This window comes from Micromonospora sp. USAFONa4 (genome assembly GCF_057197825.1).
This window is the reverse complement of the sequence record NZ_CM170072.1, coordinates 6,718,446-6,743,201: the sequence shown is the minus strand read 5'-3', so window position 1 is coordinate 6,743,201 and position 24,756 is coordinate 6,718,446. Positions and strand designations below refer to the sequence as shown.

At 67.9% G+C, this 24,756-nt stretch carries 25 protein-coding genes and 1 pseudogene; 12 read left to right on the top strand and 14 right to left on the bottom strand.

Features of this window, described 5'->3' with window-relative positions; genetic code table 11:
- Positions 1–118: 118 nt before the first annotated feature.
- Genes AC0OO9_RS29110 through AC0OO9_RS29100 form a run of 3 tightly spaced genes read right to left on the bottom strand, consistent with a single transcriptional unit; the run spans position 119 to position 3,341 of the window.
- Entirely contained in the window at positions 119–1,528 is a 1,410-nt protein-coding gene (locus AC0OO9_RS29110) for an ABC transporter substrate-binding protein (protein WP_311414102.1), read from the bottom strand.
- Between the two features lie 20 nt (positions 1,529–1,548).
- The gene (locus tag AC0OO9_RS29105; protein WP_151454906.1) at positions 1,549–2,379 is read right to left on the bottom strand and encodes a carbohydrate ABC transporter permease; all 831 of its coding nucleotides are present in this window, start codon (positions 2,377–2,379) and stop codon (positions 1,549–1,551) included.
- Positions 2,376–3,341, bottom strand: a complete 966-nt coding sequence (locus AC0OO9_RS29100) for a carbohydrate ABC transporter permease (RefSeq protein ID WP_207914510.1) — start codon at positions 3,339–3,341, stop codon at positions 2,376–2,378. Before AC0OO9_RS29100 ends, AC0OO9_RS29105 begins: the two co-directional genes overlap by 4 nt.
- A 287-nt stretch (positions 3,342–3,628) precedes the next feature.
- On the opposite strand from AC0OO9_RS29100, the gene AC0OO9_RS29095 reads away from it, so the two are divergent.
- Both AC0OO9_RS29095 and AC0OO9_RS29090 read left to right on the top strand, forming a co-directional pair.
- Complete coding sequence (locus AC0OO9_RS29095; protein WP_484513876.1) at positions 3,629–4,378, top strand: hypothetical protein; 750 nt, start codon at positions 3,629–3,631, stop codon at positions 4,376–4,378.
- Positions 4,379–4,462: 84 nt separating this feature from the next.
- Positions 4,463–5,218, top strand: a complete 756-nt coding sequence (locus AC0OO9_RS29090; protein WP_484513874.1) for a formylglycine-generating enzyme family protein — start codon at positions 4,463–4,465, stop codon at positions 5,216–5,218.
- Positions 5,219–5,394: 176 nt separating this feature from the next.
- Here the strand turns inward: AC0OO9_RS29090 and AC0OO9_RS29085 are convergent, their stop codons facing one another.
- Positions 5,395–6,717 (bottom strand): inositol-3-phosphate synthase, encoded by a 1,323-nt coding sequence (locus AC0OO9_RS29085; RefSeq protein WP_484513872.1) that lies wholly within the window; start codon positions 6,715–6,717, stop codon positions 5,395–5,397.
- Between the two features lie 127 nt (positions 6,718–6,844).
- Positions 6,845–7,474 carry a hypothetical protein gene (locus tag AC0OO9_RS29080; protein ID WP_484513870.1) on the bottom strand — a complete coding sequence of 210 codons (630 nt, stop codon included), beginning with the start codon at positions 7,472–7,474 and terminating at the stop codon, positions 6,845–6,847.
- A 220-nt stretch (positions 7,475–7,694) separates the two neighbouring features.
- Here AC0OO9_RS29080 and AC0OO9_RS29075 point away from each other — a divergent pair, with 220 nt between their 5' ends.
- From AC0OO9_RS29075 to AC0OO9_RS29060, 4 genes are read left to right on the top strand one after another with little or no spacing between them, the layout of a single operon-like run.
- Complete coding sequence (locus AC0OO9_RS29075) at positions 7,695–8,096, top strand: YbaB/EbfC family nucleoid-associated protein (RefSeq protein WP_484513868.1); 402 nt, start codon at positions 7,695–7,697, stop codon at positions 8,094–8,096.
- The gene (locus AC0OO9_RS29070) at positions 8,083–8,403 is read left to right on the top strand and encodes a type VII secretion target (RefSeq protein WP_484513866.1); all 321 of its coding nucleotides are present in this window, start codon (positions 8,083–8,085) and stop codon (positions 8,401–8,403) included. Before AC0OO9_RS29075 ends, AC0OO9_RS29070 begins: the two co-directional genes overlap by 14 nt.
- Positions 8,400–9,596, top strand: coding sequence for a WXG100-like domain-containing protein (locus tag AC0OO9_RS29065; protein WP_484513865.1), 1,197 nt, complete (start codon positions 8,400–8,402; stop codon positions 9,594–9,596). Before AC0OO9_RS29070 ends, AC0OO9_RS29065 begins: the two co-directional genes overlap by 4 nt.
- Positions 9,596–9,919, top strand: coding sequence for a hypothetical protein (locus AC0OO9_RS29060; RefSeq protein WP_484513864.1), 324 nt, complete (start codon positions 9,596–9,598; stop codon positions 9,917–9,919). Before AC0OO9_RS29065 ends, AC0OO9_RS29060 begins: the two co-directional genes overlap by 1 nt.
- Positions 9,920–9,963: 44 nt before the next feature.
- Here AC0OO9_RS29060 and AC0OO9_RS29055 read toward each other — a convergent pair whose 3' ends face one another.
- Together AC0OO9_RS29055 and AC0OO9_RS29050 are read right to left on the bottom strand one after the other, a co-directional pair.
- Positions 9,964–10,215: a hypothetical protein gene (locus AC0OO9_RS29055; RefSeq protein WP_484513862.1), complete on the bottom strand. Its 252-nt coding sequence runs from the start codon at positions 10,213–10,215 to the stop codon at positions 9,964–9,966.
- Entirely contained in the window at positions 10,212–10,499 is a 288-nt protein-coding gene (locus AC0OO9_RS29050) for a DivIVA domain-containing protein (protein ID WP_484513860.1), read from the bottom strand. Before AC0OO9_RS29050 ends, AC0OO9_RS29055 begins: the two co-directional genes overlap by 4 nt.
- A 262-nt stretch (positions 10,500–10,761) precedes the next feature.
- On the opposite strand from AC0OO9_RS29050, the gene AC0OO9_RS29045 reads away from it, so the two are divergent.
- Complete coding sequence (locus AC0OO9_RS29045; protein ID WP_484513858.1) at positions 10,762–11,649, top strand: helix-turn-helix domain-containing protein; 888 nt, start codon at positions 10,762–10,764, stop codon at positions 11,647–11,649.
- Positions 11,642–11,851, top strand: a complete 210-nt coding sequence (locus AC0OO9_RS29040; protein WP_484513857.1) for a DUF397 domain-containing protein — start codon at positions 11,642–11,644, stop codon at positions 11,849–11,851. Before AC0OO9_RS29045 ends, AC0OO9_RS29040 begins: the two co-directional genes overlap by 8 nt.
- A 52-nt stretch (positions 11,852–11,903) precedes the next feature.
- On the opposite strand, the gene AC0OO9_RS29035 is transcribed toward AC0OO9_RS29040, so the two are convergent.
- From AC0OO9_RS29035 to AC0OO9_RS29025, 3 genes are all read right to left on the bottom strand, one after another.
- Positions 11,904–13,487 carry a DEAD/DEAH box helicase gene (locus tag AC0OO9_RS29035; protein ID WP_484513856.1) on the bottom strand — a complete coding sequence of 528 codons (1,584 nt, stop codon included), beginning with the start codon at positions 13,485–13,487 and terminating at the stop codon, positions 11,904–11,906.
- 84 nt (positions 13,488–13,571) lie between these two features.
- Positions 13,572–14,453 (bottom strand): 8-oxoguanine DNA glycosylase OGG fold protein, encoded by an 882-nt coding sequence (locus tag AC0OO9_RS29030; protein WP_484513854.1) that lies wholly within the window; start codon positions 14,451–14,453, stop codon positions 13,572–13,574.
- Between the two features lie 94 nt (positions 14,454–14,547).
- Entirely contained in the window at positions 14,548–17,067 is a 2,520-nt protein-coding gene (locus AC0OO9_RS29025) for a GmrSD restriction endonuclease domain-containing protein (protein ID WP_484513852.1), read from the bottom strand.
- A 608-nt stretch (positions 17,068–17,675) separates the two neighbouring features.
- Between AC0OO9_RS29025 and AC0OO9_RS29020 the strand changes: the two genes are divergently transcribed.
- The 4 genes from AC0OO9_RS29020 to AC0OO9_RS29005 all read left to right on the top strand — a co-directional run bounded on the left by AC0OO9_RS29020 (position 17,676) and on the right by AC0OO9_RS29005 (position 21,369).
- A complete protein-coding gene (locus AC0OO9_RS29020) occupies positions 17,676–17,816 on the top strand; it encodes a DUF397 domain-containing protein (RefSeq protein ID WP_484513851.1) in 141 nt (46 codons plus the stop codon).
- 224 nt (positions 17,817–18,040) lie between these two features.
- Entirely contained in the window at positions 18,041–18,847 is an 807-nt protein-coding gene (locus AC0OO9_RS29015) for a DUF4352 domain-containing protein (protein ID WP_484513849.1), read from the top strand.
- A gap of 139 nt (positions 18,848–18,986) precedes the next feature.
- Positions 18,987–19,328 carry a nucleotide pyrophosphohydrolase gene (locus AC0OO9_RS29010; protein WP_484513848.1) on the top strand — a complete coding sequence of 114 codons (342 nt, stop codon included), beginning with the start codon at positions 18,987–18,989 and terminating at the stop codon, positions 19,326–19,328.
- Positions 19,329–19,509: 181 nt separating this feature from the next.
- The gene (locus AC0OO9_RS29005; protein WP_484513847.1) at positions 19,510–21,369 is read left to right on the top strand and encodes a DNA/RNA helicase domain-containing protein; all 1,860 of its coding nucleotides are present in this window, start codon (positions 19,510–19,512) and stop codon (positions 21,367–21,369) included.
- A 47-nt stretch (positions 21,370–21,416) separates the two neighbouring features.
- Here AC0OO9_RS29005 and AC0OO9_RS29000 read toward each other — a convergent pair whose 3' ends face one another.
- The 4 genes and pseudogenes from AC0OO9_RS29000 to AC0OO9_RS28985 all read right to left on the bottom strand — a co-directional run.
- Positions 21,417–21,830 (bottom strand): RidA family protein, encoded by a 414-nt coding sequence (locus tag AC0OO9_RS29000; protein ID WP_484513845.1) that lies wholly within the window; start codon positions 21,828–21,830, stop codon positions 21,417–21,419.
- Positions 21,827–22,600, bottom strand: a complete 774-nt coding sequence (locus tag AC0OO9_RS28995) for a 2-keto-4-pentenoate hydratase (RefSeq protein ID WP_484513843.1) — start codon at positions 22,598–22,600, stop codon at positions 21,827–21,829. The genes AC0OO9_RS29000 and AC0OO9_RS28995 overlap by 4 nt, the downstream gene beginning before the upstream one ends.
- Positions 22,597–23,658 carry a 4-hydroxy-2-oxovalerate aldolase gene (gene dmpG / locus AC0OO9_RS28990; protein WP_484513841.1) on the bottom strand — a complete coding sequence of 354 codons (1,062 nt, stop codon included), beginning with the start codon at positions 23,656–23,658 and terminating at the stop codon, positions 22,597–22,599. Before dmpG ends, AC0OO9_RS28995 begins: the two co-directional genes overlap by 4 nt.
- Before the next feature lie 110 nt (positions 23,659–23,768).
- Positions 23,769–24,683: pseudogene (locus AC0OO9_RS28985) on the bottom strand (acetaldehyde dehydrogenase (acetylating)); the annotation flags it as partial.
- Positions 24,684–24,756 lie beyond the last annotated feature (73 nt).

The window sequence follows — 24,756 nt, the reverse complement described above, 5'->3', positions numbered from 1 at the left end:
TCGATCGGTGGCAGAGCCCACCATAGGATCCGCCCGCACCCCACGCCTGGCGGCGGCAGCGGAGAAGGGCCAGTCCCGGCGGAACTGGCCCTTCTCGACGATCAGCGCGGTGCGGTGGTCAGCTGACCGACTTGTTGTAGCTGTCGATGGCGCCCTGCACGCTCGCCGCGGCGTCCTTCATGGCCTGCTCGGCCGGCTTGCTGCCCACGATGGCCGCCTCGAGGCCGTCCTCGGAGGCCTTGCGGGCCTGCGGCATCACGCCCAGCAGGCAGCCGGCCGACGCGACCGACGGCGGCAGCGCGTGCAGCTGGTCCACGGCGGTACGGAACTGGGGGAACTTCGCCATCCAGTCCTTGTCGATCTGCTCGTCGAGCGCCTTGGCGTTGATCGGCACGTACCCGGTGCTGGTGTGCCACTTGGCCTGCTCGACCGGGCCGGAGGCGAACTTCACGAACTCCCAGGCGGCCCGCTTCTCCTTGTCGTCGTGGCCGACGCCGTTGATCCACAGCGACGCGCCACCGATGATCGGTCCGCCCGTGGAGGAAGCGCTCACCTTCGGGTATGGGGCGGTGAGCACGGTGAACTTGCCCTTCGCGGCGTCGACGTAGCCGCGCAGCACGCTTGTGGACTCCAGGTGCATGGCGACCGTGCCCGACTTGAAGGCGGCCTGGGCGTCGTCGGTCTTGCGGCCGGTGTTCGTCGCGTAGCCGCCCTTCACCAGGTCCGTCCACCACTGCGCGACGCGCACGGCCGTCTCCTGGTCGAACTGCACCTTCGTGGCCAGGCCGCTGCGCCCGTTGCCCTTGTCGCAGTACTCCTTGCCGTCGGTGGCGAGCAGCTGCTCCACCAGCCAGCCGTAGATGGCGGCGTTGAAGCCGTACTGGACGGTCTTGCCGCTGGCGTCCTTGACCGTGAGCTTCTTCGCCAGCTCGCCGATCTCGTCGAGGTTCTTCGGCGGCTTCGTCGGGTCGAGCTTGGCCCGCTCGAACGCCTCCTTGTTGAGGTACAGCAGGGGCGTCGAGGAGTTGAACGGCATGGACCAGAGCTTGCCGTCGACAGAGTAGTAGCTGGCGATGTTCGGCTCGATGTCGCCGGCGTTGAAGCCGTCCTTCTCGATGAACTTGTGCATCGGCACGACCTGCTTCGAGTCGACCATGAAGCGGCTGCCGATGTCGTAGATCTGCACCAGGGCCGGCGTGCTCTTCTGCTGCACCGACGCCTTGTACTTCGCGATCGTCTCGTCGTAGCTTCCCTGGAAGACCGCCTTGACCTCGACCTTGCCGCCGCTCTGGGCGTTGAAGTCGGCCACGAGCTGGTCGACGGCGGTGGCGTTGGCCCCCTTCATCGCGTGCCAGAACTCGATCGTGGTCTTGTCCGTGGCCTTCTCCAGCACCTCGGCGCCGGGCGCGTCGAGCGCGCCGCTGCCGCCGTCGGTGCCGGACCCGGAGTCGCCGCAGGCCGTGAGCGCGGCGGCGGCCACGACGGCGACGAACGCCGCCGCGGTCCGGCGGAGCCGAGGTCTTCTCATTGGTTCTCCTTCTCGATGGTTCAACGCAGCGCCCCGGCGGTCAGCCCGCGGACGATGTAGCGCTGGCCGAAGATCACGACGGCCAGCGTGGGAAGCAGCGACAACGCGACGCCGGCGAGGACGAGGCCCGGCTGTGCCGCCTCGGCGTCGTTGAGCTGGGAGATGCCGATCTGCAGCGTCTGGAACTCGGTGTCGCGGATCAGGATCAGCGGCCAGAAGTACTGGTTCCACGCCGAGAGGAAGACGTAGACCCCGACCGCCGCGATGGAGGGCTTGGACAGCGGCACGATGACCCGCCACAGCAGCCGCCAGTGGCCGCACCCGTCGATCACCGCGGCGTCGCGCAGCTCGGTCGGGAACTGCAGGAACGCCTGCCGCAGCAGGAACGTGCCGAACGCCGAGGCGAGGAAGGGCAGCACCAGGCCGAGGTACGTCAGCCCGCCGCGCGTCAGGCCCCAGTCGGAGATGGCCAGGTAGTTGGGGATGATGATCGCTTCCCACGGCACCATGAGGGTGGCGAGGAAGAGACTGAACGTCGCCGCCTTCGCCGGCAGGCGCAGGAACGCGAAGGCGTACGCGGCGAAGATGCTGGTGACGACCTGCGCCACGGTGATGATTCCGGCCTGCACGGCGGAGTTCGCGTAGAAGCGGCCGAGCGGCACCGAGCGGAACACGTCGGTGATGTTCTGCCAGTGCAGCGCGCTCGGCACCAGCGCGGGCGGATAGGTCGCCAGGTCGCCGGGACCCATCACGGCGCCGACGAACCCGTAGTAGACCGGGAACAGCACGGGGATCGCGGCCAGGCCGAGCACGACGTAGACGGCGACCCGGCCGAGGTTGAGCTTTTTCATCGGTAGTGGACCCGCCGTTCGAGGACGCCGAATTGGACGGCCGTGCAGCCGAGCATGATGACCAGCAGCACGACGGCCTGCGCGCTGGCCGCGCCGAAGTCGGAGGAGCCGAAGGCGAACGCCTTCTCGTAGATCGAGTAGACAAGCGTCGTCGTGGCCTGGTCCGGCCCGCCCTTGGTCAGGATGTGGATCTGCCCGAAGCTCTGCAGGGCGTGGATCGTGGACACCACGACGAGGAAGAACAGCTGCGGGGAGAGCAGCGGCACGGTGATCCGTGTCGCCAGCCGCCACCCGGTCGCGCCGTCCAGCCGCGCCGCCTCGACCACCTCGGGCGAGATCGCCGAGACCCCGGCGGAGAGCACGAGGATGTTGTAGCCGAAGTTCATCCACACCGTCGCGGCGCAGACGGCGGGCAACGCGATCGACGGGTCGGTGAGCCAGTTGACCCGGTCGAAGCCGAGGGAGCCGAGCAGGCCGTTCGCCACCCCGATCGCCGGGTTGTAGATGACGGCGAAGATGACCGACGCGGTCGCCACCGAGAACGCGAACGGCAGCGCGAACGCGGTGCGCAGCGCCCGTACGCCCCGAATGCGCGCCTCCAGCAGCAGCACCACGAAGAGCGCGCCCAGCACGGCCGGCACCACCGAGAAGAGCGTGAACAGCGCGGTCGTGGCCAGTACCTTGCCGAACTCGCCGGACAGCATGTCCCGGTAGTGCGCCGCGCCGACGTACTCCGACGCGGCGCCGAAGATGTCGTTGCCGTGCACCGACAGGTACAGGGTCCGCCCGAGCGGCCAGAACACGAACAGGGCGAAGACCCCCACCGAGGGCAGCAGCATCAGCCACGCGAGACCGGACTCGCTGAAGCGTGCGCGCCGCACCTGTCGGGCGGTGGAGGGCGTGGATTCTGAGGTCAGGGAGCGGTCGCCCGGTGGCGCGCCGACGGTGGCAGGGGGAGGCACCGCAGCACCCTACCAACGACATCGAGGGATAGACATCATTCGGGCGGGATGTGCCGTCAGCGCGGGAGCGGGGGCCGCGAATATCTCGGCTCTTGACGCAAACGGGCAGCCCGGGCGTGGTCGAGCCCCTACGGTCGGTTGTCGACACCGCGTCCCGACACCACCGGCCCGAGGAGCCAGACCATGCAGACGATCGTGGCCGGTGGCCCGCAACGTGCCCGCTGCCGATTGGACACGTCGCGGGCGGTCCGGCCCGGCCCCACCGGTGCCGAGCACTCCTGCGGTACGTGACCGTGCCGGCAGGCCACTCCGACGATCACGGCGACCGCCGCCGGCCCGAGGGCGGACGCGCAACCGGGGCGCGGAACCGTCGAGAGGAGGATTCCCGTCTCGACGAGCTCACCAGCCGGCTCGACAAGCCGATGGGGATCCTCGGCGTGCTGTTCCTGCTGCTGGTGCTCGTACAGTCGTTCACCCACGACGAGGCGCTCAACAACGCCCTCACGGTCGCCAGCTGGATCCTGTGGACCGTGTTCGTGGCAGAGTTCGCCCTGCGCGCCTGGCTGGCTCGACACCGAGCCCGGCAGTTCTGGAAGCAGAACTGGTGGCAGGTGATCTTCCTCGCCGTACCCTTCCTGCGGTTCGCCCGCGCGGCCATCGCGCTTCGGGCGGCCCGGGGAGCCGGCGTGGTCGCCGCCGCCGTACGCGGCTCCCGCTCGGCGGGCCGACTGCTCACCGACCGGCTGGCCTGGCTGGCCGTCGTGACGGTGACGGTCATCGTGACCGCCGGGCAGTTGCTGACAGTGACCGGCGCCTACCGGAACCACGGGCAGGCCCTGCACGACGCCGCGCTCACCACCATCACCGGTGTGCCGCTCGGCGCCACCGACACGTTCGCGCAGATCCTCGAACTGGTGCTGGCCGTCTATTCCGTGGTGGTGTTCGGCACCCTCGCCGGCGCCCTCGGGGCGTACTTCCTCAGTCAGGGGCACACCGCGGACGAGCCCGAACAGCGGGAGCCAGAGCCGGGGCGGTGAGCGGTTCCTCGGCCACGCGACGACGGCACCTGGTGAGCGGGCGGCGCCCAGACGCAGAAGCCTCCGCTGCTAGCGTTCGGTGCCGTGTGGACCGAAGAGATCGCGGCCGGGCGCCCCGCCTGGCGGCACACCGCGTCGGGCGTGCTGTTCCGGGAGGTGCCCGGCGGCACGTTCCGCATGGGTCTGTCCGACGCGGAACTGGAGGCCGTACGCGCCATCGAGCGCGACGGAGGAGTCGAGGACACCATCGAGCCCTTCCTCGCCGCCGCCAACGACGCCCAGCCGGTGCGGCAGGTGCGGGTCGGACCGTTCCTGATCGCCCGGCACCCGCTGACGGTCGCGCAGGTCCGGCACTGGCTGCCCGACTACGAGGACGATTACGCCGACGAGGACACCAACACCGCCCGCATCGAGGGCGACCTGGACGACCTGCTCGACGCCCTGCCGTTCCGGCTGCCCAGCGAGGCCGAGTGGGAGTACGCGGCCCGCGCCGGCACCACCACGCTGACCTTCCGTGGCGACGGCAAACCCGACGAGGATCAGATCCTCGACGACTTCGGCGACGAGGAGCGCACGGCCGCCGGCGAGAACGACTTCGGCCTGGCGGCGATGGGTTCGGCTGGCGAGATCTGCGCCGACGTGTGGATCCCCGGCTTCGCGGACGCGCCGGCGGACGCCCGGCCACGCACCGGCGACGGGCCCCGCGTCGTACGCGGCGGCGCCGCCGACCTCTACCCGTGGCAGGGCTGCGACGAGTGGCTGCTGCTGCTCTCCGCCACCCGGTACGAGCACTCCCAGTTCACCGCGGTCCGCCCGGCCGCCCCGCTGCCGTCCCGGTAGACCGCTTCTCGGCTGGCCGACGGACTCGCAGGAACCCCGGCCGTACGCCCATCGATCGCTGTCGGGTTCGCAGAAACCGTCGGTCGGCCCGGGCGATCGCCAACACACCGTCGGCGTTGTCAGTCAGGCTGACTCGTCCCCGCCCGCCGGGTGCGCGGGCGGGGACGAGTCGATGTTCAGTCCTGGTAGTACTCGGCTCCCAGGTGGGTGATCTGCTCCTCGCCCATCAGCCAGCGAAGGGTGTTCTTCAGCTTGGTCTGCTGGATGAACAGGTCGTGCTCGGGATAGACGCTGGGCGCGTGCTGCGGATCCTTGAAGTAGAAGGACAGCCACTCCTGCACCCCTCTGAGCCCCGCTCGCTGGGCGAGGTCCGTGAAGAGCACCAGGTCGAGTACCAGGGGGGCGGCCAGAATCGAGTCCCGACACAGGAAGTCGACCTTGATCTGCATCGGATAGCCGAGCCAGCCGACGATGTCGATGTTGTCCCAGCCTTCCTTCTGGTCGCCGCGGGGCGGGTAGTAGTTGATGCGTACCTTGTGGTAGTAGTCGCCGTAGAGTTCGGGATGGAGGCTCGGCTGCAGGATGTGCTCGAGCACGCCGAGCTTGGACTTCTCCTTGGTGCGGAAGCTGTCGGGGTCGTCCAACACCTCGCCGTCGCGATTACCCAGGATGTTCGTCGAGTACCAGCCCTGAAGCCCGAGCATGCGGGCCTTCAACATCGGCGCCAGCACGGTCTTCAGAAGCGTCTGCCCGGTCTTGAAGTCCTTGCCACCGATCGGTACGCCGGCCGTGTGGGCGAGTTCCACCAGCGCCGGCATGTCGGTGGTGAGGTTCGGTGCGCCATTGAGAAATGGGACGCCCTCGGTGAGCGCCGCGTACGCGTAGAGCATCGAGGGCGCGACGCTCTCGTCGTTCGCATCGATCGCGGCGTTGAACGCTTCCAGGTCCTGGTGGGCCGGGCCAAGCTCGATGTAGGTCTCGGTGGACGCGCACCAGATGATCACGAGTCGTTCGCAGGAGTGCTTTGCCTTGAACTCACGGATGTCCCTGCGGATGGCCTCGGCCAGCTCCCGCTTGGTCGCTGCGGTCTTGACGTTGGTGCCGTCGAGCCGCCGCACGTAGCGCTGGTCGAACACGGCTGGCATGGGCTCGATCTCCTTGAGCGCGGCCGCGATCGGTTCGATGTGTGTGTACCGGTCGAGCACACCGCACTTGAGCGCGGCTTCGTAGGCCGTGTCCGAGATCGGGTCCCAGGCACCGAAGACCAGCTGGTCGAGGCCGGCCAGCGGTACGAAGTCGCGAATGAGCGGCACCCGGTGCTCGGTCCGCTTGCCGAGGCGGATGGTGCCCATCTGGGTGAGCGAGCCGACGGGCTCAGCGAGGCCGCGCCTGATCAGCTCGACGCCGGCGATGAAGGTCGACGCCACGGCGCCGAGCCCAACTGTCAGGACGCCCAGTCTGCCGACGGCGGGTTCGATGTGGTGCTCGGATGTCTCCACGAAGTCTCCAGCCTCCAGGGTGCCGTCGCGCCGACCGCCCGATTCCTGTTCGATGCGCTCCGGCGACTACTTGTGCGTCGGCCGATGTCCCGACGCGGGACTGTGGTGTTCGGGGCCGCACACCCCGCTACTGCGAACGGCGGGACCGCACCTGCGGCGACGGTCCGAGCATGGAGCGGATCTCGCCGCCGAGCGCTTCGAGCCGGTTCAGCGTGTAGGAGGCGGCGTCGAAGGCCGTGCAGCCGCGGTAGATCCGTCCATACTCATCGAACAACTGCCCGATGAACTCGTTCTCCCCGACCTCCTGCGCGGTCCACCGGTCCCAGAGCACGTGTCGCACGGCTTCCGTCACGTCGGTGCCGGTGTCCTGGAAGACGATCTCGTAGCCCTGGTCGCGAAGCGCGCCGATCAGGTGCTCCGCGGCCTTGACCTGCATGCCGTCCGCGAGCCGACCGTCTTCGTACACGATGCCGGGGAAGTCGATCGGCGCCCAGGCGAAGTCGTCGGGGCGCATGAACCTGAAGATGAACGTCCGGCGCAACGTCTCCTGTATGTGCTCGGCCAGCATCGCGCGTCGCCCCTGCCCGGGGCGCCGACTCTCCCAGACCCGGATCTCTTCGGCCCGTTCGGGATCCCAGCCCGCCATGCCGCCGACGAGGACATCCGGCTCCGGAAACTCCGGGTAGCGCAGCCGCCACATGCTGACCGTCTTCGGCTCGACGCCGAACATCGCCGCGATGTCAGCCACGCTGAGCATCTCTCGCACCACGGGTCCCACCTCCCTCGCTTGTAGACCCCCATCTACAAAGTAGCCCTTGAGCGCAGTTTGTCAACCATGCTCTACAAACTGGGGGTGACCAGAACGTTCCGAGGCGTGGCGGCCGAGAGCGGCGGCCGTCACCGTACGCGATGCCATTGATTGATAGCGTGACGGCGACACCGACCGGTCGGCGTCGATGCCCTGGGGAGGGTCAGGCATGTGGGCGGACGAAGCCGCGCTGGACGAGGCAACGCGCCGGCTCGACGACTGGGAAGCGTCCATCGCGGACCGGGCAGCCCGGGCCAAGGAGCTGGCCTCTCAGGTACAGGCGATGCGGGGCACGGCGACCAGCCCCGACCGGACGATCGAGGTCACCGTCGACTCGTCGGGCCTGCTGGTCGACCTGCGGCTGGACGAACGCACCCGACAACACTCCGCGGCGCACACCGCCCGGCATATCCTGGCGACCACCCGGGCCGCGCACACCGACCTCCTGAACAGGATCACCGAGGCGACCACGGGCGTCCTCGGCGCCGAGGATCCGACAGCGGTGGCGCTTGTCGAGTCGTACCGCCGCCGGTTGGATCCCGACCGGGACACACCGGATGCCCGGCGCTGACGGCATCCAGGTCGACCCCGACGACCTGACCCGCCACGCCGCGCGCCTCGACCGCCGCGCCGGCAGCCTCGACACCGCCCGCCAGGCCGGCCAGCACGTCCGGTTGGGAGCCGAGGCGTACGGGCGGCTCTGCGCGATCATGCCGGCGCTGCTCGACGGCCTCCAGCAGACCCTGGTCCAGGGCATCGGCACCGCGGCCGGCTCGGTGCGCGACACCGCCGACAGATTGCGGACCGGCGCCGACCGCTACCGGGCCGCCGACGCTCGGGCCGAGCGGTCGCTACAGCGGACACGGCACAAGGGGTGACCACCAACCCGCTCGTCGCCGCCGCAGCCGACACCCCGCCCAGCGCCTGGGCCGGCATCTGGATCTGCGAGGACATCGAGCTCATCGCCCAGGGCGTCCGCAACGGCAGCTGGATCGACGGCACCCTCGGCGTGGTCAGCGCCGGCCTGGACGCCCTCGCCTTCGTCTCCGACCCGGTCGGCGCGCTGCTCCAGTACGGCATCGCCTGGCTGATCGAGCACGTCAAGCCGCTCAGCGAGGCACTCGACTGGCTCGCCGGCGACCCCGCGCAGATCACCGCCCACGCCCAGACCTGGCGCAACGTCGCCGCGTCGCTGCGCAGGGAGGCCGCCGACCTGGCCGCCGCCGTCCGCACCGACGTCGCAGGCTGGGGTGGCGGCGCCGGCCCCGCCTACCGCGCCTGGGCCGCCGAGCAGCAGCAGGCCATCGGCGGGCTGGCCCAGGGCGCCGACACCCTCGCCGCCATCACCGAGGGAGCCGCCGGCCTGGTCGCCGCCGTCCGGCTGCTGGTCCGCGACGCCATCGCCACCTGCGTCTCCCGGCTCATCGTGTACGCCGGCGAACTGGTCATCACCGGCGGGCTCGCCGCGCCGTTGGTGGTGGAGCAGGTGACGACGTTGGTGGCATCGTGGGTGGCGCGGATCGCGCGACTGCTGCGCGGGCTGCTGGCGAGCCTACGCCGGCTGATGCCGGAGATCCGGCGGCTCGGCGACCTGATCGAAAAGCTAAAGCAGGCGCTGGGGCGGCTTGCCAGCAGTCGACCAGGCAGATCCGGTGACGGCGCCTCGACCCCCGGGACGCCTCATGAGCCCCCCGCTCGGCACGCCGGCGAGGAAGCACGCGTCCATGCTCTCGGCATGGACCCGGCGACCGGGAAATTCAGGCCAGGCGAGGCCCAAACCGCGGTACGGCTGGAACAGCTCCTCGGCGTTCAACTCAGTCGCGCCCCTGCGGATTCCTCGGCCGACTGGGTCGACGACGCGGGGCGCACATATGATGCCGTCGGTAACTTCCCCGGCCAGTTCTTCGACCGGCAGTGGCCGCAGCTTCAATATCAGATCGAACGACACCTGGACAAGGCTGACCTCGTGCCCGTTGACGTCTCGAAGTTCTCGGTCGAGCAGACAGCCAAGATCGAGCAGTTCATAGCGGACCGTGATCTCGGTCCACGGGTATTCATCGTGGGGAACTGATGGCCGGCCTGATCGTGCTGAAGCCCGGGGTCGACTGGACCGCTACCGGTGGTCTCTTCGACTGGACTCTGGAGTTCCTGGTCGAACGGCTCACCGACCGGGAAGCTGCCAACCATCTACAAGAAATCATCGACAACAACCTCGGGTCTCTCTGGATCGACCAGTTGTCCACAAGGGCCCAGAACGAGATCATGCGCCACTGGCGAGGCGGACTCATCAAGGCTGGCGAGCAACAACTTCCGGAGACGGACCACAAGGCCTCGGTCATCCGACACCTGCAAGAACTCGTGGATGCGACCTACTCCGCTGGCTATCCGGAGTAGGGAACCAGCTCGCCCTCAGATCACCAGGTGCCCCGGTCGGAGGCTCACCGCGGAAGGCGACGGGAGCAGGCGCCGTCGTGGTCGGCACGGAGCAGGCAGCGCCGGCCGCCAGGCATCCGCAGGTCACAGAAGACCCGGTGACGCACGTGCTGGTTGTCCTCTTCCGAAACGGTGCTCTCCCCCGGGTCGGTCTGCGGCAGCACCAGCAGCCAACGGCTGATCACCCGGGCCAGCCGCTGCGCGGCCGGCAGGTCGGTGGCGGCCACGGGCAGGTGGATAACGTACCGCTGGGTCATGCCTCGTGTCCCCGGTCGGCGCGGGCGCAGGCCTGCTCGGACTGCCAGCGGCGCAGCGCGTCCTTGAGGACGGCGGTCTCCCAGCGGCTGGCGGCCAGGGCGGCGTAGACGTTGGCCATATCGCCGGCGACTCGGTCGAGGAAGTCGTAGACGTCGGCCGGTTCCAGGCCGCGGCGTCCGAGCCCGACCGGCTTGAAGCGTCGCTCGCGCACCTGCCACGGCAGCAGACTGGTGTACGCCGAGGAGCGATAGGTCGCTCCCGGTCGCTGGTTGCGGACGCGCATCTGCTGCCTGCCTCTCCCTCGTGGACTGGAAGGGATGGCCCGTCCATCCTCCCCGCGCGCACGGGCCACCCCACCCTGCCGCCGCAGCTTCGATCAGCGGTACGACACCAGGGTCTGTGGTCATCCTGTGACGATGCGCAGCATCGAGGCAACGTTCCACACCGGAATTCTTCCCAGAAGTATTGACTTTCTTTGCTGCCACCGATAGCTGTTACATGGCAAGGTGACGCAGTGTTGCGCGATGGAATCAGGGAGTGTCCGGGTGACCGAGGATGTCGGATCGACCGTGCCGCGCCGGCAACTCGGCCGGCTGCTACGCCAGTACCGCACCGAGGCGGGGGTCACCCTCGACGCCGCCGCCGAGGCCCTCGAATACAGCCGGCAGAAGATCTGGCGGATCGAGTGCGGCATGGGCCCGGTCCGGGTGCTCGACGTCAAGGCGATGTGCGAGCTGTACGGGGTGTCCGCCGAGATGACCGAGGCCATGCGCGGGCTCGCCACGGAGACGAAGTCCAAGGGCTGGTGGCACGCGTACGGAGACGCGGTCCCGAGCTGGTTCGAGCTGTACGTCGGCCTGGAATCCGCCGCTGCTCACCTCCGCCGGTACGACGAGTCGCTGATCCCTGGGATCCTCCAAACCAAGGAGTACGCCCACGCCCTCTACCGTCTTGGCGGGCGGTTGAGCGACGAGGAACGCGAGCGGGCGGTGCAGGTTCGGCTTCAGCGACAGGCACTTCTCGTCCGACGGCTACCGGCGGCCCCCCGGCTTGATGCCGTGCTGTCGGAGGCTGTGCTCCGACGGGTTCTTGGTGGCCGCGAGGTGATGAGGCTCCAACTCGACCAGCTCATCAAGCTCTCGGGCCTTCCAAACGTGTCAGTCAGGGTGCTGCCGCTGGCGGCGGGTCCTCAGCCCGGCGCGGTAGCCGGGTCCTTCGTCATCCTCGACTTTCCACCGACCAAAGGCGGCCGGGCTGCTCCGGAACCCTCAGTTGTCTACAGCGAGTCTCTGACCGGAGCGCTCTACCTCGACAAGCCCGACGAGATGGCCGCCTACGACCGTGTCTGGAGGGGCCTGGATGCGCTCGCCCTCGGCGAGGCAGAATCGAGAGACATGCTCAAGGGGCTCATCGGGGAGATGCGACATGACTGACCTGACCGGCGCCGTCTGGTGCAAGAGCACCCGCAGCGGAGACAACGGCGGTGACTGCGTCGAGGTCGCCACCAACCTTCCTGGCATCGTTGTCGTCCGCGACTCCAAGAACCCCGCCGGACCGGAGTTGACCTTCGAACCGGCAGCGTGGTCCGCGTTCACGGCCGCCGCCAAGAGGCGGCCTGATGACCGACAGTTCTGATCGCTTCTCGCTCGGCCCGTCATGGGTTACTCGTGGTGCATCGGCCATCCCATCAGCTCATGGACCTGCCCTCGCCGTACCACTGCCAGAGATCCGTCAGGGTTGTGCGGGCATGGAAGTACTTCAAATCCTGGGCAACGGCAGTGAGCTGCTCGCGGAAGTCCACATGCGCGCCCATTTCGGGATCCTCCGAGGTGCCTCTGGCATAAAGGACGAAGAAAGTTGCTGGACGACGGTCGGCCTTGGGCCGAATCACCCGGCCCATGCGCTGGATCATCTGCCGTCTACTTCGGCTCCCTGCCACGATCACGCCAACCTCGGCCTGCGGGACATCGATCCCTTCGTCCAGCACTCGTGGGGCAGTCAACACCTTCACCTGCCCGTGCTTGAATGCCGCGAGCCGCTGCTTGCGTTCCGTCTGGGGCAGAACGCTCGTGAAATCCAGGGCAGCGACACCGAGGTGGCACAGCACCGCCGCAGCTTGTTCGGCGCTGGCCGTGGTCTCGCTGAACACCAGCCCTTGGTCAGCCGCCGCCAGAACAGGTGCCAGGGAGGCGAGAGCTTCCTGCTTACGGCTACAGTCTGCCAACAGCTGACGCCGCTTGCTGAACGCGTGCAGGTAGCGGCGGGCGTCCGCCGTGGCACTGAGGCTTCCGTGTCCCCCTTGACTCAGTTCGTTGACGCGCGACATGAACTCACCGAACGGTTCGTCGGGACAGCCGTGATCTAGGACCAGCCGACCCCGTAGCGTCCTGGCACGCTCGTCGTAGTGGTCGTACTGCTCGCGCTCGTCCACGGTGAAGTCGGCGCCGAGAAAGCCCACGCGAAAGGGCGCAAGGATTCCGTCGGCCAAGCCACGCTGGTAGGTGCAGCCCATGACCACGTTGCCGAAGTAGGGCTCGAGGTACTCCTCCAGACCGTCGTCCTCGCGGGCGTACGTCGCCGTCAGCCCCAGCCGGGCACCGAACTCTGGCTCGAGTGCCCGAGCGAACGTCTTTGCTCCGTACCGGTGCACCTCGTCGGCGACGAGCAGTCCAACCGAACCCCGGTGCAGCATCTGATATCTGGCTGCGGACTGCACGGTGGCCACCAGAACCTGATGGCCGTTGAATAGGTCCTCATGGCGGTCCCCAAACCGTCCGACGAGAGCGTCGCGAAGATCGCGGCTCAATACCTCATACCACTGGTCGAGCAGTTCCCGACCGGGCACGAGCACCAGCACTTTCTCACCGGCTTCCACTGCCGCTGCCGCTGCAAGAACCCCCACTGTCGTCTTACCGGTCCCGGTAACGGCCTCCACGACCCCACGCCGGCCACCGGCTTGCCACTGAGCGAAGGCCTCGAGCTGCCAGGCTCGAGGAGCCTTACCGACGTAGCATCGCGGCCATGCTGTCACTGGGGCGGTTAGACCCGGCAGGATGTTGAGCCGCGCTTGATCGGTGAGGCGCCAAACCCGCGGAGTGCCGCTGTCATGAGCAAAGATCTCTGGGCTGGCATACAGCAACCGGTTGACGTCTGTTGTGCTGAGGCCAAACAAGCCCATGCGCTGTAGTCCCGTCAACAACTGCCGCTTGTGTTGCCCGGGCCGCTCCGCCAGTAGCTGCCACAGCGCCGACCAAGTTTGCTCGCGTTGCACCCGTCGCACTTCCCTATCGTTCATCAGCCCGCTGGTCGCCGAGTCGCTGCCCGTCCCTAGAGGCGTCGTCCGCCCGCAGCATTGTCAGTTCGACAAACCGCGATGCGTGAACCTGCGGGCCAGCACGATTCGGCGCAACTGGCGTACGCCGAATTCGAAGTCCTCGATGTCGCTCGGCCCGACGCCTTCGTCCAGGTCGGCATAGGCAGCCAGAGCTTCGTCGAGTGCGTCCAGAACGGCAGTCTCGGCACAGGCAGCATCGGCCTTGTCGTCCGCTGTCACCAGCGGGGATCCCCACGGACTACCCGGCTGCTGGGAGGCGGAGTCCGCGAAGATGAGGTGCTCGACCTGTTCCGGCGTAATATTCAACTCGTCAGCCCATCCGCTTAGCAGCGCCAGGTATCGCCGGTAGTGCTCTACCCGCCAGTTCAGACTCACTGCAAAGGCTGCATGCCGCCACAGCCAGCGCTGCACCAGACGATCGAGCACCAACGCCGGTGCTGCGGCGCCGCTGCAGAAGAAGAGGTACTTGGTCGCGAAGGCGACGCCGAGGTAACGCAACCGGTTGTCTTTCAACCAGGCGAAGGCTTCAGCCCCGCCGCCTCCGCCTACTCGCAGCGCCGCCTCACGGAGCACGGCTGGCGCATCGGGGTTCTCTCGCAGTACGCGGGCCGTCCGGAACGCGCCGTATCCGATCGGCCCGTATCCCCACACCATCGCGGTGACGAACGCCTGGACCGCCTCGGCATCGCTGTCTGCGGCGTGGCGCCCTCGCTGCGCCACGCCGGCGCGGTCAATCTGGTCCGGAAGTTCGGCGAGAAGATCGTGGTAATCCGGCAAGGTCGCCTGCCATGTCGACCGGTTCCATCTCATTGCGCCTTGCGGTGGTCGTCCAGCATCGTTCCAGCTGACGAACAGTTCCCGGAGGCGATCCGGTAGGTCAGGGACAGCGTTGTCGGCCGTCACGTCATGCTCCAGTCTTCCTTGGGCAGGGTGTCCGCCCGACGATCGCCCAACGGTGGAACGGTGGCAGGGGCGAGAGCAAAGGGCAGTGCGAGCGTCAGACCTCGGTCTGCGTGGCCTGCCCGTAAAACCAGCGGAGATGCTCGATCAGTGCCTCGCGCACCTTGAGGTCAACAAGGACGCTGAGGGACAAGCCGGGACGGAGCGCCAACTTGGCGGCCGCGATCTTCACGCCGGGCAGCTCGTTCAGCCGCTGGCGGAACTGCTCCCGCAACGCTATGTCGTCGAACGGGGTCCGGGTGCTGAGGTGCTGGAACACGATCTCGCATTTGCCGCTCGGATAGATCGTCGCAGGCCAGATGTTGCCGCGCTCGTGGTCCTTTCCGCGCGCCATCAGGAAGCACGAGGTCTCACCGCCGGAACCGTAGAGCAGCATGCCGCCCATTCCCGCCCAGGCTTCGAGCACCGCAACCGTGCCGTGCGCGACCTGCGCGTCCTGAAGGTCCGTCAACTGCTCGAGGAACCGGTCGTCCAGCGAACTGTTGCGCCGGGACCGCGGTCGGAGAAGCTGGTCGGGCCCGTCCTGCTGCGGCATCCCAGCGAGTTGCGCCAGTTCCTCGACACCAATGCGCTGCGCCTGGCTGGCTCGACCGTACTTGTCGAACTCGACACCCTCATCCCGCAGCAAATCGTGCGGGGAGTCGGTGCGGGATGGGTCGAGCCAGCGGAAGTTCGGCGCTATCGCACCCTCAGCCTGGAGCACTCGGTGCGCGTTCGGCGCCGGGTGGTTGGCCAGGCGAGAGCCGACAGAGACGGGGTGGCTGCCGATCAGCGCAGCCAAATCACCGTATGCGGTCCAGGAGCCGGCGGGCAGCGCGGCGAGCGCCGTGTTCATGACGTCCCAGGGCACCTCGGATTTGTTGCCCGCCCCCTCGGTAGGCCCCGGCCAGGTGGCGATGATCCGTTCGGCGAGCACATCGGCACGGGCGTGGATCTCAGGACGTCCCCAGCGCTTCTGGTCGGCGATCTCCCGGTTGAGCGCGATCCCGCTCTTGCCCAGTTGAGCCCGCTTGACCAGGAAGGAGCTGTTGCTCAGTTCCGCGTTGTAACCGGTCAGGGTCAGGTTGCCCAACGTGTGAACCAGAGCCTCGTGTACCTCGGCGAAGCTCTCCTCCCCATGCAGGTCCTCGCTCAGCATCTGCCGCCATTCCGCGGTCGGGCTCTGCGGCATGACATGTTCGATGGTCAGCGATGCTGGCGAGACCGGTTCCTTACTGCCGTGCGACTCCTCCAACCACTGAAGGACCAGCTTGCGCTGGGTCGCGCGGCCGTTGAGGTAGAACGGGATGGACCGCACCGACTCTCGGAGGCTGGTGTCGGTGGCGTAATACTTCCGGCCGACCGACAGATACGCCCGCACCGCCTCGTCAACCGGCAGGTCATTACGCATATCGGTGACGATGCGCAGCAGGACCCGGTTGATACTCGCGGTGGCGCGGCCGATCAGCAGGCGCCGGACGAAGTAACTCTCGACGCACAGCATCGCCGAGGCGATCTGGTCGGAGGTTGCCGTCCCCTGCTTGCGGCGGTCCAGCAGGTGCAGCAGCAGCGGTAACACGGTAGTCGTGTCCCACGCGTTAAGCCGGGCCAGACGTCGCCGTACCTGTGGGTCCTGCTCCTCCTCGGGGTGCAGGATGATCCGCAGGAGCGCACCGAGACGGCAGAACCGGCGGACCTCAGCCTCGATCTCCGCTTCAGTGTGCAGGCCGTTGAGCCGTGCCTGCTGACCGACGTAGGTGTCTGTCTGCTTCACCTCGGGGTTGCGGTGCACCAGGTCGAGCCAGAACAACTGCTCCAGCTCCCCGGCGTCCAGCTGCTTCTGCAGCGGGAACCACAGCGAGTCGTAGACCGCCTCGCCGCGGTTCGGCAGACGCATGAACAGATAGTTGCGCAGCAGGTCGGCCTGGGTGAGCTTGAGGCCCGTGTTGTTGAGTGACTCGAAGATCCGATAGACGTTGTCGCCGGCCTGTGCCACCACCGAGACCAGCGCCATCCCCGAGATGACGGCGTCCTCGACGCGTTCGATGTCCATCGGGTCATCCGGGTCATCGACCGCGACGAGCTGGGCCGCGAAGAACCGGTACGCCGCGCCCACTTGGTCACTCCCGCCGGCCTGCGGCGTCGCTTCCAAGCACGCCTCGTAGGCGGCGCGATCAGCCTGGGTGGGGACGACCTTCAACCGATGAGCCGGCTTGTACTTGTTGATCAGGTACTCCTGATCAATCCGGTCCCGATGGTCCGGGTCCTCGTGCTTGGCCCGGTGGTCGCGAATGGCGCAGAGCAGGATCGACAGGGTGGTCAGCCGCTGCTGGCCGTCCACCACCAGGAACTCGGAGACCGAGGGTCCATGCGTGGGGCTGGGGGCGAGCACCAGTGAGCCTATGAAGTGCGTGAGGTGAGGGTTCTCGGTCCGCTCCTCGGCCAGCTTGCGGATGTCTTCCCAGAGGCGCTTGAGCTGGGAGTCTGTCCACGAGTACGTCCGCTGGTACAGCGGCACCCGATACTGCTTCGCGCCCTCGAGTAGCTCCCGCAGCGTCGTCTCGTGTGCCGCAACCATGCAACCGGCTCCTCGTCTCTCCACCGTTTCCGACCCGCCAGCACGTGCAATCCACAACGGGCGGAGCAGCCCACAATAGGCGGGGACCGCAGCCTTTCCCCATGATCTTTCTGTCGGTATTGCGACACGCGTCGATCGGATACCACCATATGAGGATCTTGCATGCGGTCCTCCTCCGAACAGACCGGGCCAGCTGCCAATCGGTATCGTCATGTGGACGACTATCTGCTCGAGGTGGACCCTTTCGTCAGGCAGGAATCAAGCAAGGCGAACGCCCCGGCGGCCGACAGTGCCGAGCTGGTTCGAGCTGTACGTCAGCCTGGGATCCGGCACCGCACACCTCCGCCGGTACGAGTCGTTGATTCCGGAAATCCTCCAGAGACCAAGGAGTACACCCGCGCTCTCTACCGGCGGAAGGCTGAAGTAACGAGGAGCACGAGCAGGCAGTCCAGGTCCGCCTCCAGCAGCAGTCCCTACTCGTTCGACGCTTGCCGGCGGTTTCCCGACTTGATGTACCTGCTGTCGGAGGCGGTGCTCCCGCGGAGCATCAGCGACTCGGTAGTCATGGGTGCTCAACTCGGTCAGTAGCTTGCGGCGCCTGCGTCGAGATGGCGACCAACCTCCCCCACCTCGTCGCCGTGCGCGACTCCAAGGACGAGCGCGGTGCTGTTCTGACGTTCGCACCGGCCGTCTGGGCCAGGTTCGTGACGGTGACGCGCCTCGGTTTCGACAAGGAGCAACGAGACTGACTTGACGGAGGGTAGCGCCTCCTCACTTTGGGCGGCAGCGCGATGTATTCGTTGCAGCGGCCTTCCCCGATCAGAGGGTTGCTGCCTCTATTCGGTAGCCACCGGCTCACCGTGATCGGCCGCCAGCAGGCCGGCCGGCCACTTCGGGCCCAGGGCGTTGTCGTCGACCTGACAGTGATCGAATTCGTCACGGCTACCTCAGTACCGTTCACAGGACTCGCGCGGTGGGTGCCGCGCGGACTACCTGTGGGGACAGAAGCATGACCGATCCTGGCCAGCCGAGCCAGAACCAGCCGTACGCAGGCCAGCCCGACAACGGGCCCCCGCCCTACGGCCCGCCGCCGACTGCGGCGTACCCGGCCGCGCCGGTTCCACGGAAGCGGCCCTCCTGGCTGATTCCCACGCTCATCGGTCTCGGCGCCGTGGTTGCGCTGTGCTGCGGCGTCGGCATGGTCGGCGCGATCCTCGGTGACCCCGAGCCAACAAGCGTGTCGTCGAGCGCGGAGCCGACCGCCGCAGCGGCTGACGCATCCCCGGCCAAGTCGGCACCCGCACCGTCGGCCGCCACGACCCCGCCGGCCGCAGCTCCGGCGAAGCCGAGCCCAGCGAAGCCGACCGGCCCGGAGGTGTACCGCGTTGGTGACAAGGTTCGCGGCGGCGACTTCGAGTTCACCGTCAACAGCGTCAAGTGCGGCATCTCGCGGGTGGGCGACTCGTTCCTCAACCGTAAGGCCCAGGGCACGTACTGCCGCGTGAGTATCTCCGTCAAGAACGTCACCAAGTCGGCTCACCTCTTCCACGCCGACGGCACGGTGACCGTTCAAGATGCCGCTGGCCGCGAGTACGACGCCGACGGCACAGCCGGGATGTACGGCAACGACGACGCCCGCGGTTTCCTCGACGAGATCAACCCTGGCAACTCCGTACGCGCCAACGTCTTCTTCGACGTGCCCAGGGGCACGAAGTTGAAAACCATCACCTTCGATGCGGGGCTCTTCACGCTCGCCGAGGACGCGGTCGTCAGCCTGTGACAGAACGGTCGGGTTCCGTGGTTCACGGAACCCGACCGTTCTGCGTTCGTCAGTGCCGCCGGCCTGGTCGACGTCGCATGAGGGCCGCCAGGCGCCACGACATATGACGAGTCACGCCTGGCGTGGAAGGATCACGCGAATGGATCTCCTGACGGCACGCTTACGTGCGTTCGCGGACGAGCGCGATTGGCAACAGTTCCACACGCCCAAGAACCTGGCCATGGCGCTTGCCGGCGAGGTGGGTGAACTGCTCGCCGAGTTCCAGTGGCTGACGCCCGAACAGGCCGCTGAGGTCATGTCCGACCCGGAGGCCGGTGCCCGGGTCAAGGCCGAGATCGGCGACGTCATGGTCTATCTGACGCGACTGGCCGACGTGCTCGATATCGACCTCGTCGAGGCTGCCATGACCAAACTCGATGAGGTGGCCGTCCGCTATCCGGTAGAGCGGGCGAAGGGCTCGGTCGCAAAGCCTCGGTCCTGATTGTGGCGATGAGTTGATCTCTTCGCTACAGTCCCCTCATACAGGCGCGTAACGACGGGCTTCCGGCTGTGGCCGGACACGCCCCCCATGCGCACGATCATTTCGTGCTGCCCGGGGGCAAGTGTTGTCAGCGTTCCGTACCTCCGCCGATGGTCTGCTCCGACTGGCCACCAACGGCACTTTGGCTGATCGGATCGCCGAGAACCTCCGCCACCACGTGAGCCCGAGTGAACGGCGTTCCTGGTCCCGCAGCCTCCTGGTGCTCGGCCAGGATCTCGCCGACGCGGGGTTGGGGCAGGTCGAGGTCCTGGTCGAGTACCAGCTTCCCCTGACGAGCAAGCGTGTGGACGTCGTACTCGCCGGCGTCGATCCGCGGACCGCCGAGGACTCCTACGTGGTGGTGGAGCTGAAGCAGTGGTCCCAGGCCGAGTCCTACGAGGGCTCGGACCGACTCGTCCTGGTCGAGCACGCCCGAGGCCCACGGCTGCACCCGGGCGCGCAGGTCGGCGACTACTGCGAGTACCTCACGGACTTTCTCGGTGTCCTCGCCGACCGGCGTAATCCTGTGCGGGGTGCCGCGTACCTGCACAACGCCGGGGATCGCGACGTCAACGACCTGTTCGCGCGCCGTCCCACCGAGCAGAGCCGGATCTTCACCAAACAACGCCGCGGCCAGTTCCTCGACTACCTCCGCACGCACCTCGCACCCGCTCCGGGCGCGGCCGCAGCGGACCGTTTCCTCACCAGCTCCGTTCGACCCAGCAAACACCTCCTGTCGTACGCGGCCCAGGAGCTGAAGGAAAGGTCGCACTTCACGTTGTTGGACGACCAGCGCCTGGCGTACGAGTTGGTCCTGCACGCGGTGGAGCGTGCCCGGTCGGCGGACCGCAAGTCGGTCGTGGTCGTCGCCGGCGGGCCGGGCAGCGGCAAGAGCGTGATCGCCCTGTCGGTGCTCGGCGAACTGGCCCGACAGAACCGATCGGTCATGCACGCCACCGGCTCACGGTCGTTCACCCAGACGCTGCGCCGGTACGCCGGCAAGGGATCAACCCGTATCAAGAACCTGTTCGCCTACTTCAACAGCTTCATGACAGCGGAACGCAACGGGTTCGACGTGCTGATCTGCGACGAGGCGCACCGGATCCGAGAGACGTCGGTCAACAGGTTCACGCCCAAGGCAAAGCGCGACAAGGCCCGTCCGCAGGTCGACGAACTGATCGCCGCCGCACGGGTGCCGGTGTTCCTGCTCGATGAGCACCAGGTCGTGAAGCCAGGAGAACTCGGCAGCGTCGATGTCATCTCCCGATATGCCGAGCAACTCGGCTTGGAGGTCGAGGTGGTCTCGCTGCACGACCAGTTCCGCTGCGGCGGCAGCGAGGCGTACGAGAAGTGGGTGCTCGATCTCCTGGGCCTCGAGGGTGGCGAGCCGACGGTCTGGACCGGCGACGGCCGCTTCGACCTTCGGCTCGCTGACTCGCCGGAGGAGTTGGAGGCGTTCCTCGCCGGGAAACAGGCCGCCGGGGAAACGGCACGGATGTCGGCGGGATACTGCTGGCCGTGGAGCGATCCGCGCCCGGATGACACCCTCGTTCCTGACGTCCAGGTGGGCAGTTGGGCCCGGCCGTGGAACGTCAAGAGCGACCGCAGCGTTGGCGAGGCGCCGGGCAGCGCGTTCTGGGCCACCGACCCGCACGGGTTCGGCCAGGTGGGCTGCGTCTACACCGCCCAGGGCTTCGAGTACGAGTGGTCGGGCGTCATCATCGGCCCGGACCTGGTCGCCCGCGGCGGCCAGTTGGTCACCCGACGTTCCGAGTCGAAGGACCCGGCGTTCCGCAGCCGCAAGACGCTCAGCGATGTCGAAGCGGACCGGCTGATCCGCAACACCTACAAGGTGCTGATGACCCGGGGCATGCGTGGCACGCTGCTCTATTCGACCGACCCGGAGACCCAGGAGTGGCTGACCTCGTTGGTCCGCGTGAAGCGGGGTCTGGAGACGGTCTACGAAGCCACGTCGTCCGCCGGAAGCTTCGGATCGCCCTGACGCGCCGCTCGCGACGGTCGCACGTGCGGCCCCTTGTCCACCTCCCGTCAGGGCAGTACGGCCACTGCCTGGATCTCGATGAGCAGGTGCGGGTGGGGTAGTTGGTGCACGGCGACGGTGGTGCGGGTGGGTCCGGTGGCGTCGAAGTACTCGGCCCAGACCTGGTTGTAGCCGCCGAAGTCGTTCATGTTGACGAGGTAGGTGGTGACCTGCACGAGGTCGTTCAGGTCGGCGCCGACTGTCTTCAACAGATCGGCGATGTTGTCGATGACGGCCCTGGTCTGCACGCGGATGTCGAGGTTCGTCGTGCCCAACTCGTCGACCTCGACGCCGGCGAAGGTGTTGTCGGGGCGGCGGCTGGAGGTGCCGGAGACGAAGACGAACCCGCCGGCGACCTTCACGTGCGGGAACGCGCCCCGGGGTACGGCCTTGCCGGCCACGACGTGCGCCTGCCCGGTCATGCCGATGCTCGCAGGGAGGTGGTGCCGAGGTGTTCGACGACGGCGCGGACGTGGGCGCCGGGTTTCAGGGGCACGGCGGCGGTGGCGGCGCCGGCGAGGAACACCCAGCCCTCGCGCAGGCGCACGCCGTGGCGGCCGGCGAGGCGGATGCCTTCGTCGAGTGCGCGGCGAGGGTCGCCGAGGATCGCGGCGGTCGAGCCGACCTGCGCCACCCGTCCGTCAATCTCCAGCAGCACCCCGAGGTTGTCCAGGCCGTCGGGCACCGGCGACCAGGGGCCGATGACGAAGGCGGCGGCAGAGGTGTTGTCGGCGACCACATCCGGCAGGGAGAACGTGAAGTTCGCGTACCGCGAGTCGATGACCTCGATGGCCGGGGCGACCGCGCGTACGGCGTCGGTGAAGTCCCCGACGGGCTCGCCCGGCTCGGGCAGCCGGTCGAGCAGGAACGCCACCTCCGGTTCGACACGCGGGTGGATGAAGGCGGTGGGGTCGATGGTGCCGCCGTCGGGGATGCGCATGGTGTCGGTGAGGCGGCCCCAGATGACCTCGTCCACGCCGACCTGCGCCATCTTCGCCTTGCTGGTCAGGCCCATCTTCAACCCGACCAGACGCTCGCCCCGGTCGAGGCGACGCTGGATCAACGCCGTCTGCACCCCGTACGCCGCATCCACGTCCAGACCCGTCTCCGCAGCAAGCTGCGGGATGGCGGTGGCGGTGTCGGCCGCCGCGCCGAGGCGCTCGGCGATACCGGCGGTGTCCGGCCCGATCATGATGTCTCCTTGCCGGCGAGGTCCAGTGCCACGTCCACGATCATGTCTTCCTGCCCGCCGACCATGCGGCGGCGGCCCAACTCCACGAGGATCGAGCGCACGTCCACCCCGTACTTGTCCGAGGCCCGCTCCGCGTGCCGCAGGAAACTCGAATACACCCCCGCGTAGCCGAGGGACAGGGTTTCCCGGTCGACCTGCACCGGCCGGTCCTGCAACGGACGCACGATGTCGTCGGCGGCGTCCATCAACGCGAACACGTCACAGCCGTGCTCCCACCCGTGCAACTCGGCGACGGCGACGAACACCTCCAACGGCGCGTTGCCCGCCCCCGCGCCCTGCCCAGCCAGGGACGCGTCGACCCGCACCGTGCGCCCATGGCTCGCCTGAGCGCTTGCGGCGGCGTCGCCGAGGATGCGGCCGTGCTCGACGGCAATCACGCTGTTGGCGACACCCAATGACAGGTTGTGGTGGGCGTGGATGCCGATCTGCGTGGTCGGCTCCAACACCTGCCGGTAGGCGTCCACCCGCTGCGCCACATCGGACATGAGCAGCCGGCCGCCGGAGTCGGTGACGTAGACGCAGTGCGCCCCGTACGACTCCATCAACTTCGCCTGCCCCGCCAGAGCGGCCGGGTCGTTCATGTGCGACATCATCAGGAACCCGGACACGTCCATGCCGTTCTCCCGCGCCCACGCAATGTGCTGCGCCGAGATGTCCGCCTCCGTGCAGTGCGTCGCGATGCGCACACTCGTCACGCCGAGCGCCTTCGCCGCCTTCAAGTCCGCGATCGTGCCGATCCCCGGCAACAGCAACGTGGTGAGCTTCGCGTTCGTCATCACCTCGGCCGCCGCCGAAATCCAGTCGGCGTCACTGGCCGCACCATGGCCGTAGTTCACACTCGACCCCGCCAGGCCGTCGCCGTGCGCCACCTCGATCGCCGCCACCCCGGCGGCGTCGAGCGCCGCCGCGATGGTGCGGACCTGCTCGACCGTGTACCGGTGGGCCACGGCGTGCATGCCGTCGCGCAACGTCACGTCCTGGATGTACAGATCAGTCACCGGGTCACCTCCACGACGTCCCGACCCACGCCATCGCCACCAGCGCCGCCATGGCCCGCGCTGTCACCATCAGCGCCGTCGCGGCCCGCGTTGTCATGGCCGGTCGCTGCCGATCGCAGCCCGACCAGCCGCTCCGCCGTACGCAGGGCCGCCGACGTCATGATGTCCAGATTCCCCGCGTACGCCGGCAGATAATGGCCCGCGCCGGAAACCTCCAGGAACACCGACACCTGCAACCCGCGCAGACGCCGACCCAACGACGGCACGTACGCATCCACCCGGTCGAACTGCACGTCCTGCTTCAGGCGGTACCCCGGCACGTACTCCTGCACCGCCGCTACCATGCGCGCCACCGAGTCGGCGATCGCCGCCCGATCGGCATCGGCGTCCTCGCACAGGCAGTACACCGTGTCACGCATCAACAACGGCGGATCCGCCGGATTCAACACGATGATCGCCTTACCACGCTGCGCGCCACCGACCACCTCGATCGCCCGCGCCGTCGTCTCCGTGAACTCGTCGATGTTCGCCCGCGTCCCCGGCCCCGCCGACCTCGACGCGATCGACGCCACGATCTCCCCGTACACCACCGGCGTCACCCGACCCACCGCCGCGACGATCGGCACGGTCGCCTGCCCACCACAGGTCACCATGTTCACGTTGCGCTGGTGCAGATGCTCGTCCAGGTTCACCGGCGGCACCACATACGGACCGATCGCCGCCGGCGTCAGGTCCACCACGAGGCGACCGTGCGCCGCCAGCACCGCGTCGTTACGCCGGTGCGCGCCCGCCGACGTCGCATCGAACACCAACTCCACATCCGCAAACTCCGGCATCGCCACCAGACCGTCGACACCCTCAGCGGTCGTCGCCACACCCAACCGCCGCGCCCGCGCCAACCCGTCGGAATCGGGGTCGATGCCGACCATCGCCACCATCCGCAGCGACTCCGACAACCGCAGCACCTTGATCATCAGATCGGTGCCGATGTTGCCCGACCCAATCACCGCCACCCCGACGCTCATAACGCACCCCTGTCACCGAAGGCCGCACCAGTCGCCAACTCAACCCGCACGATCACGACTCCTCCCCCTCGCC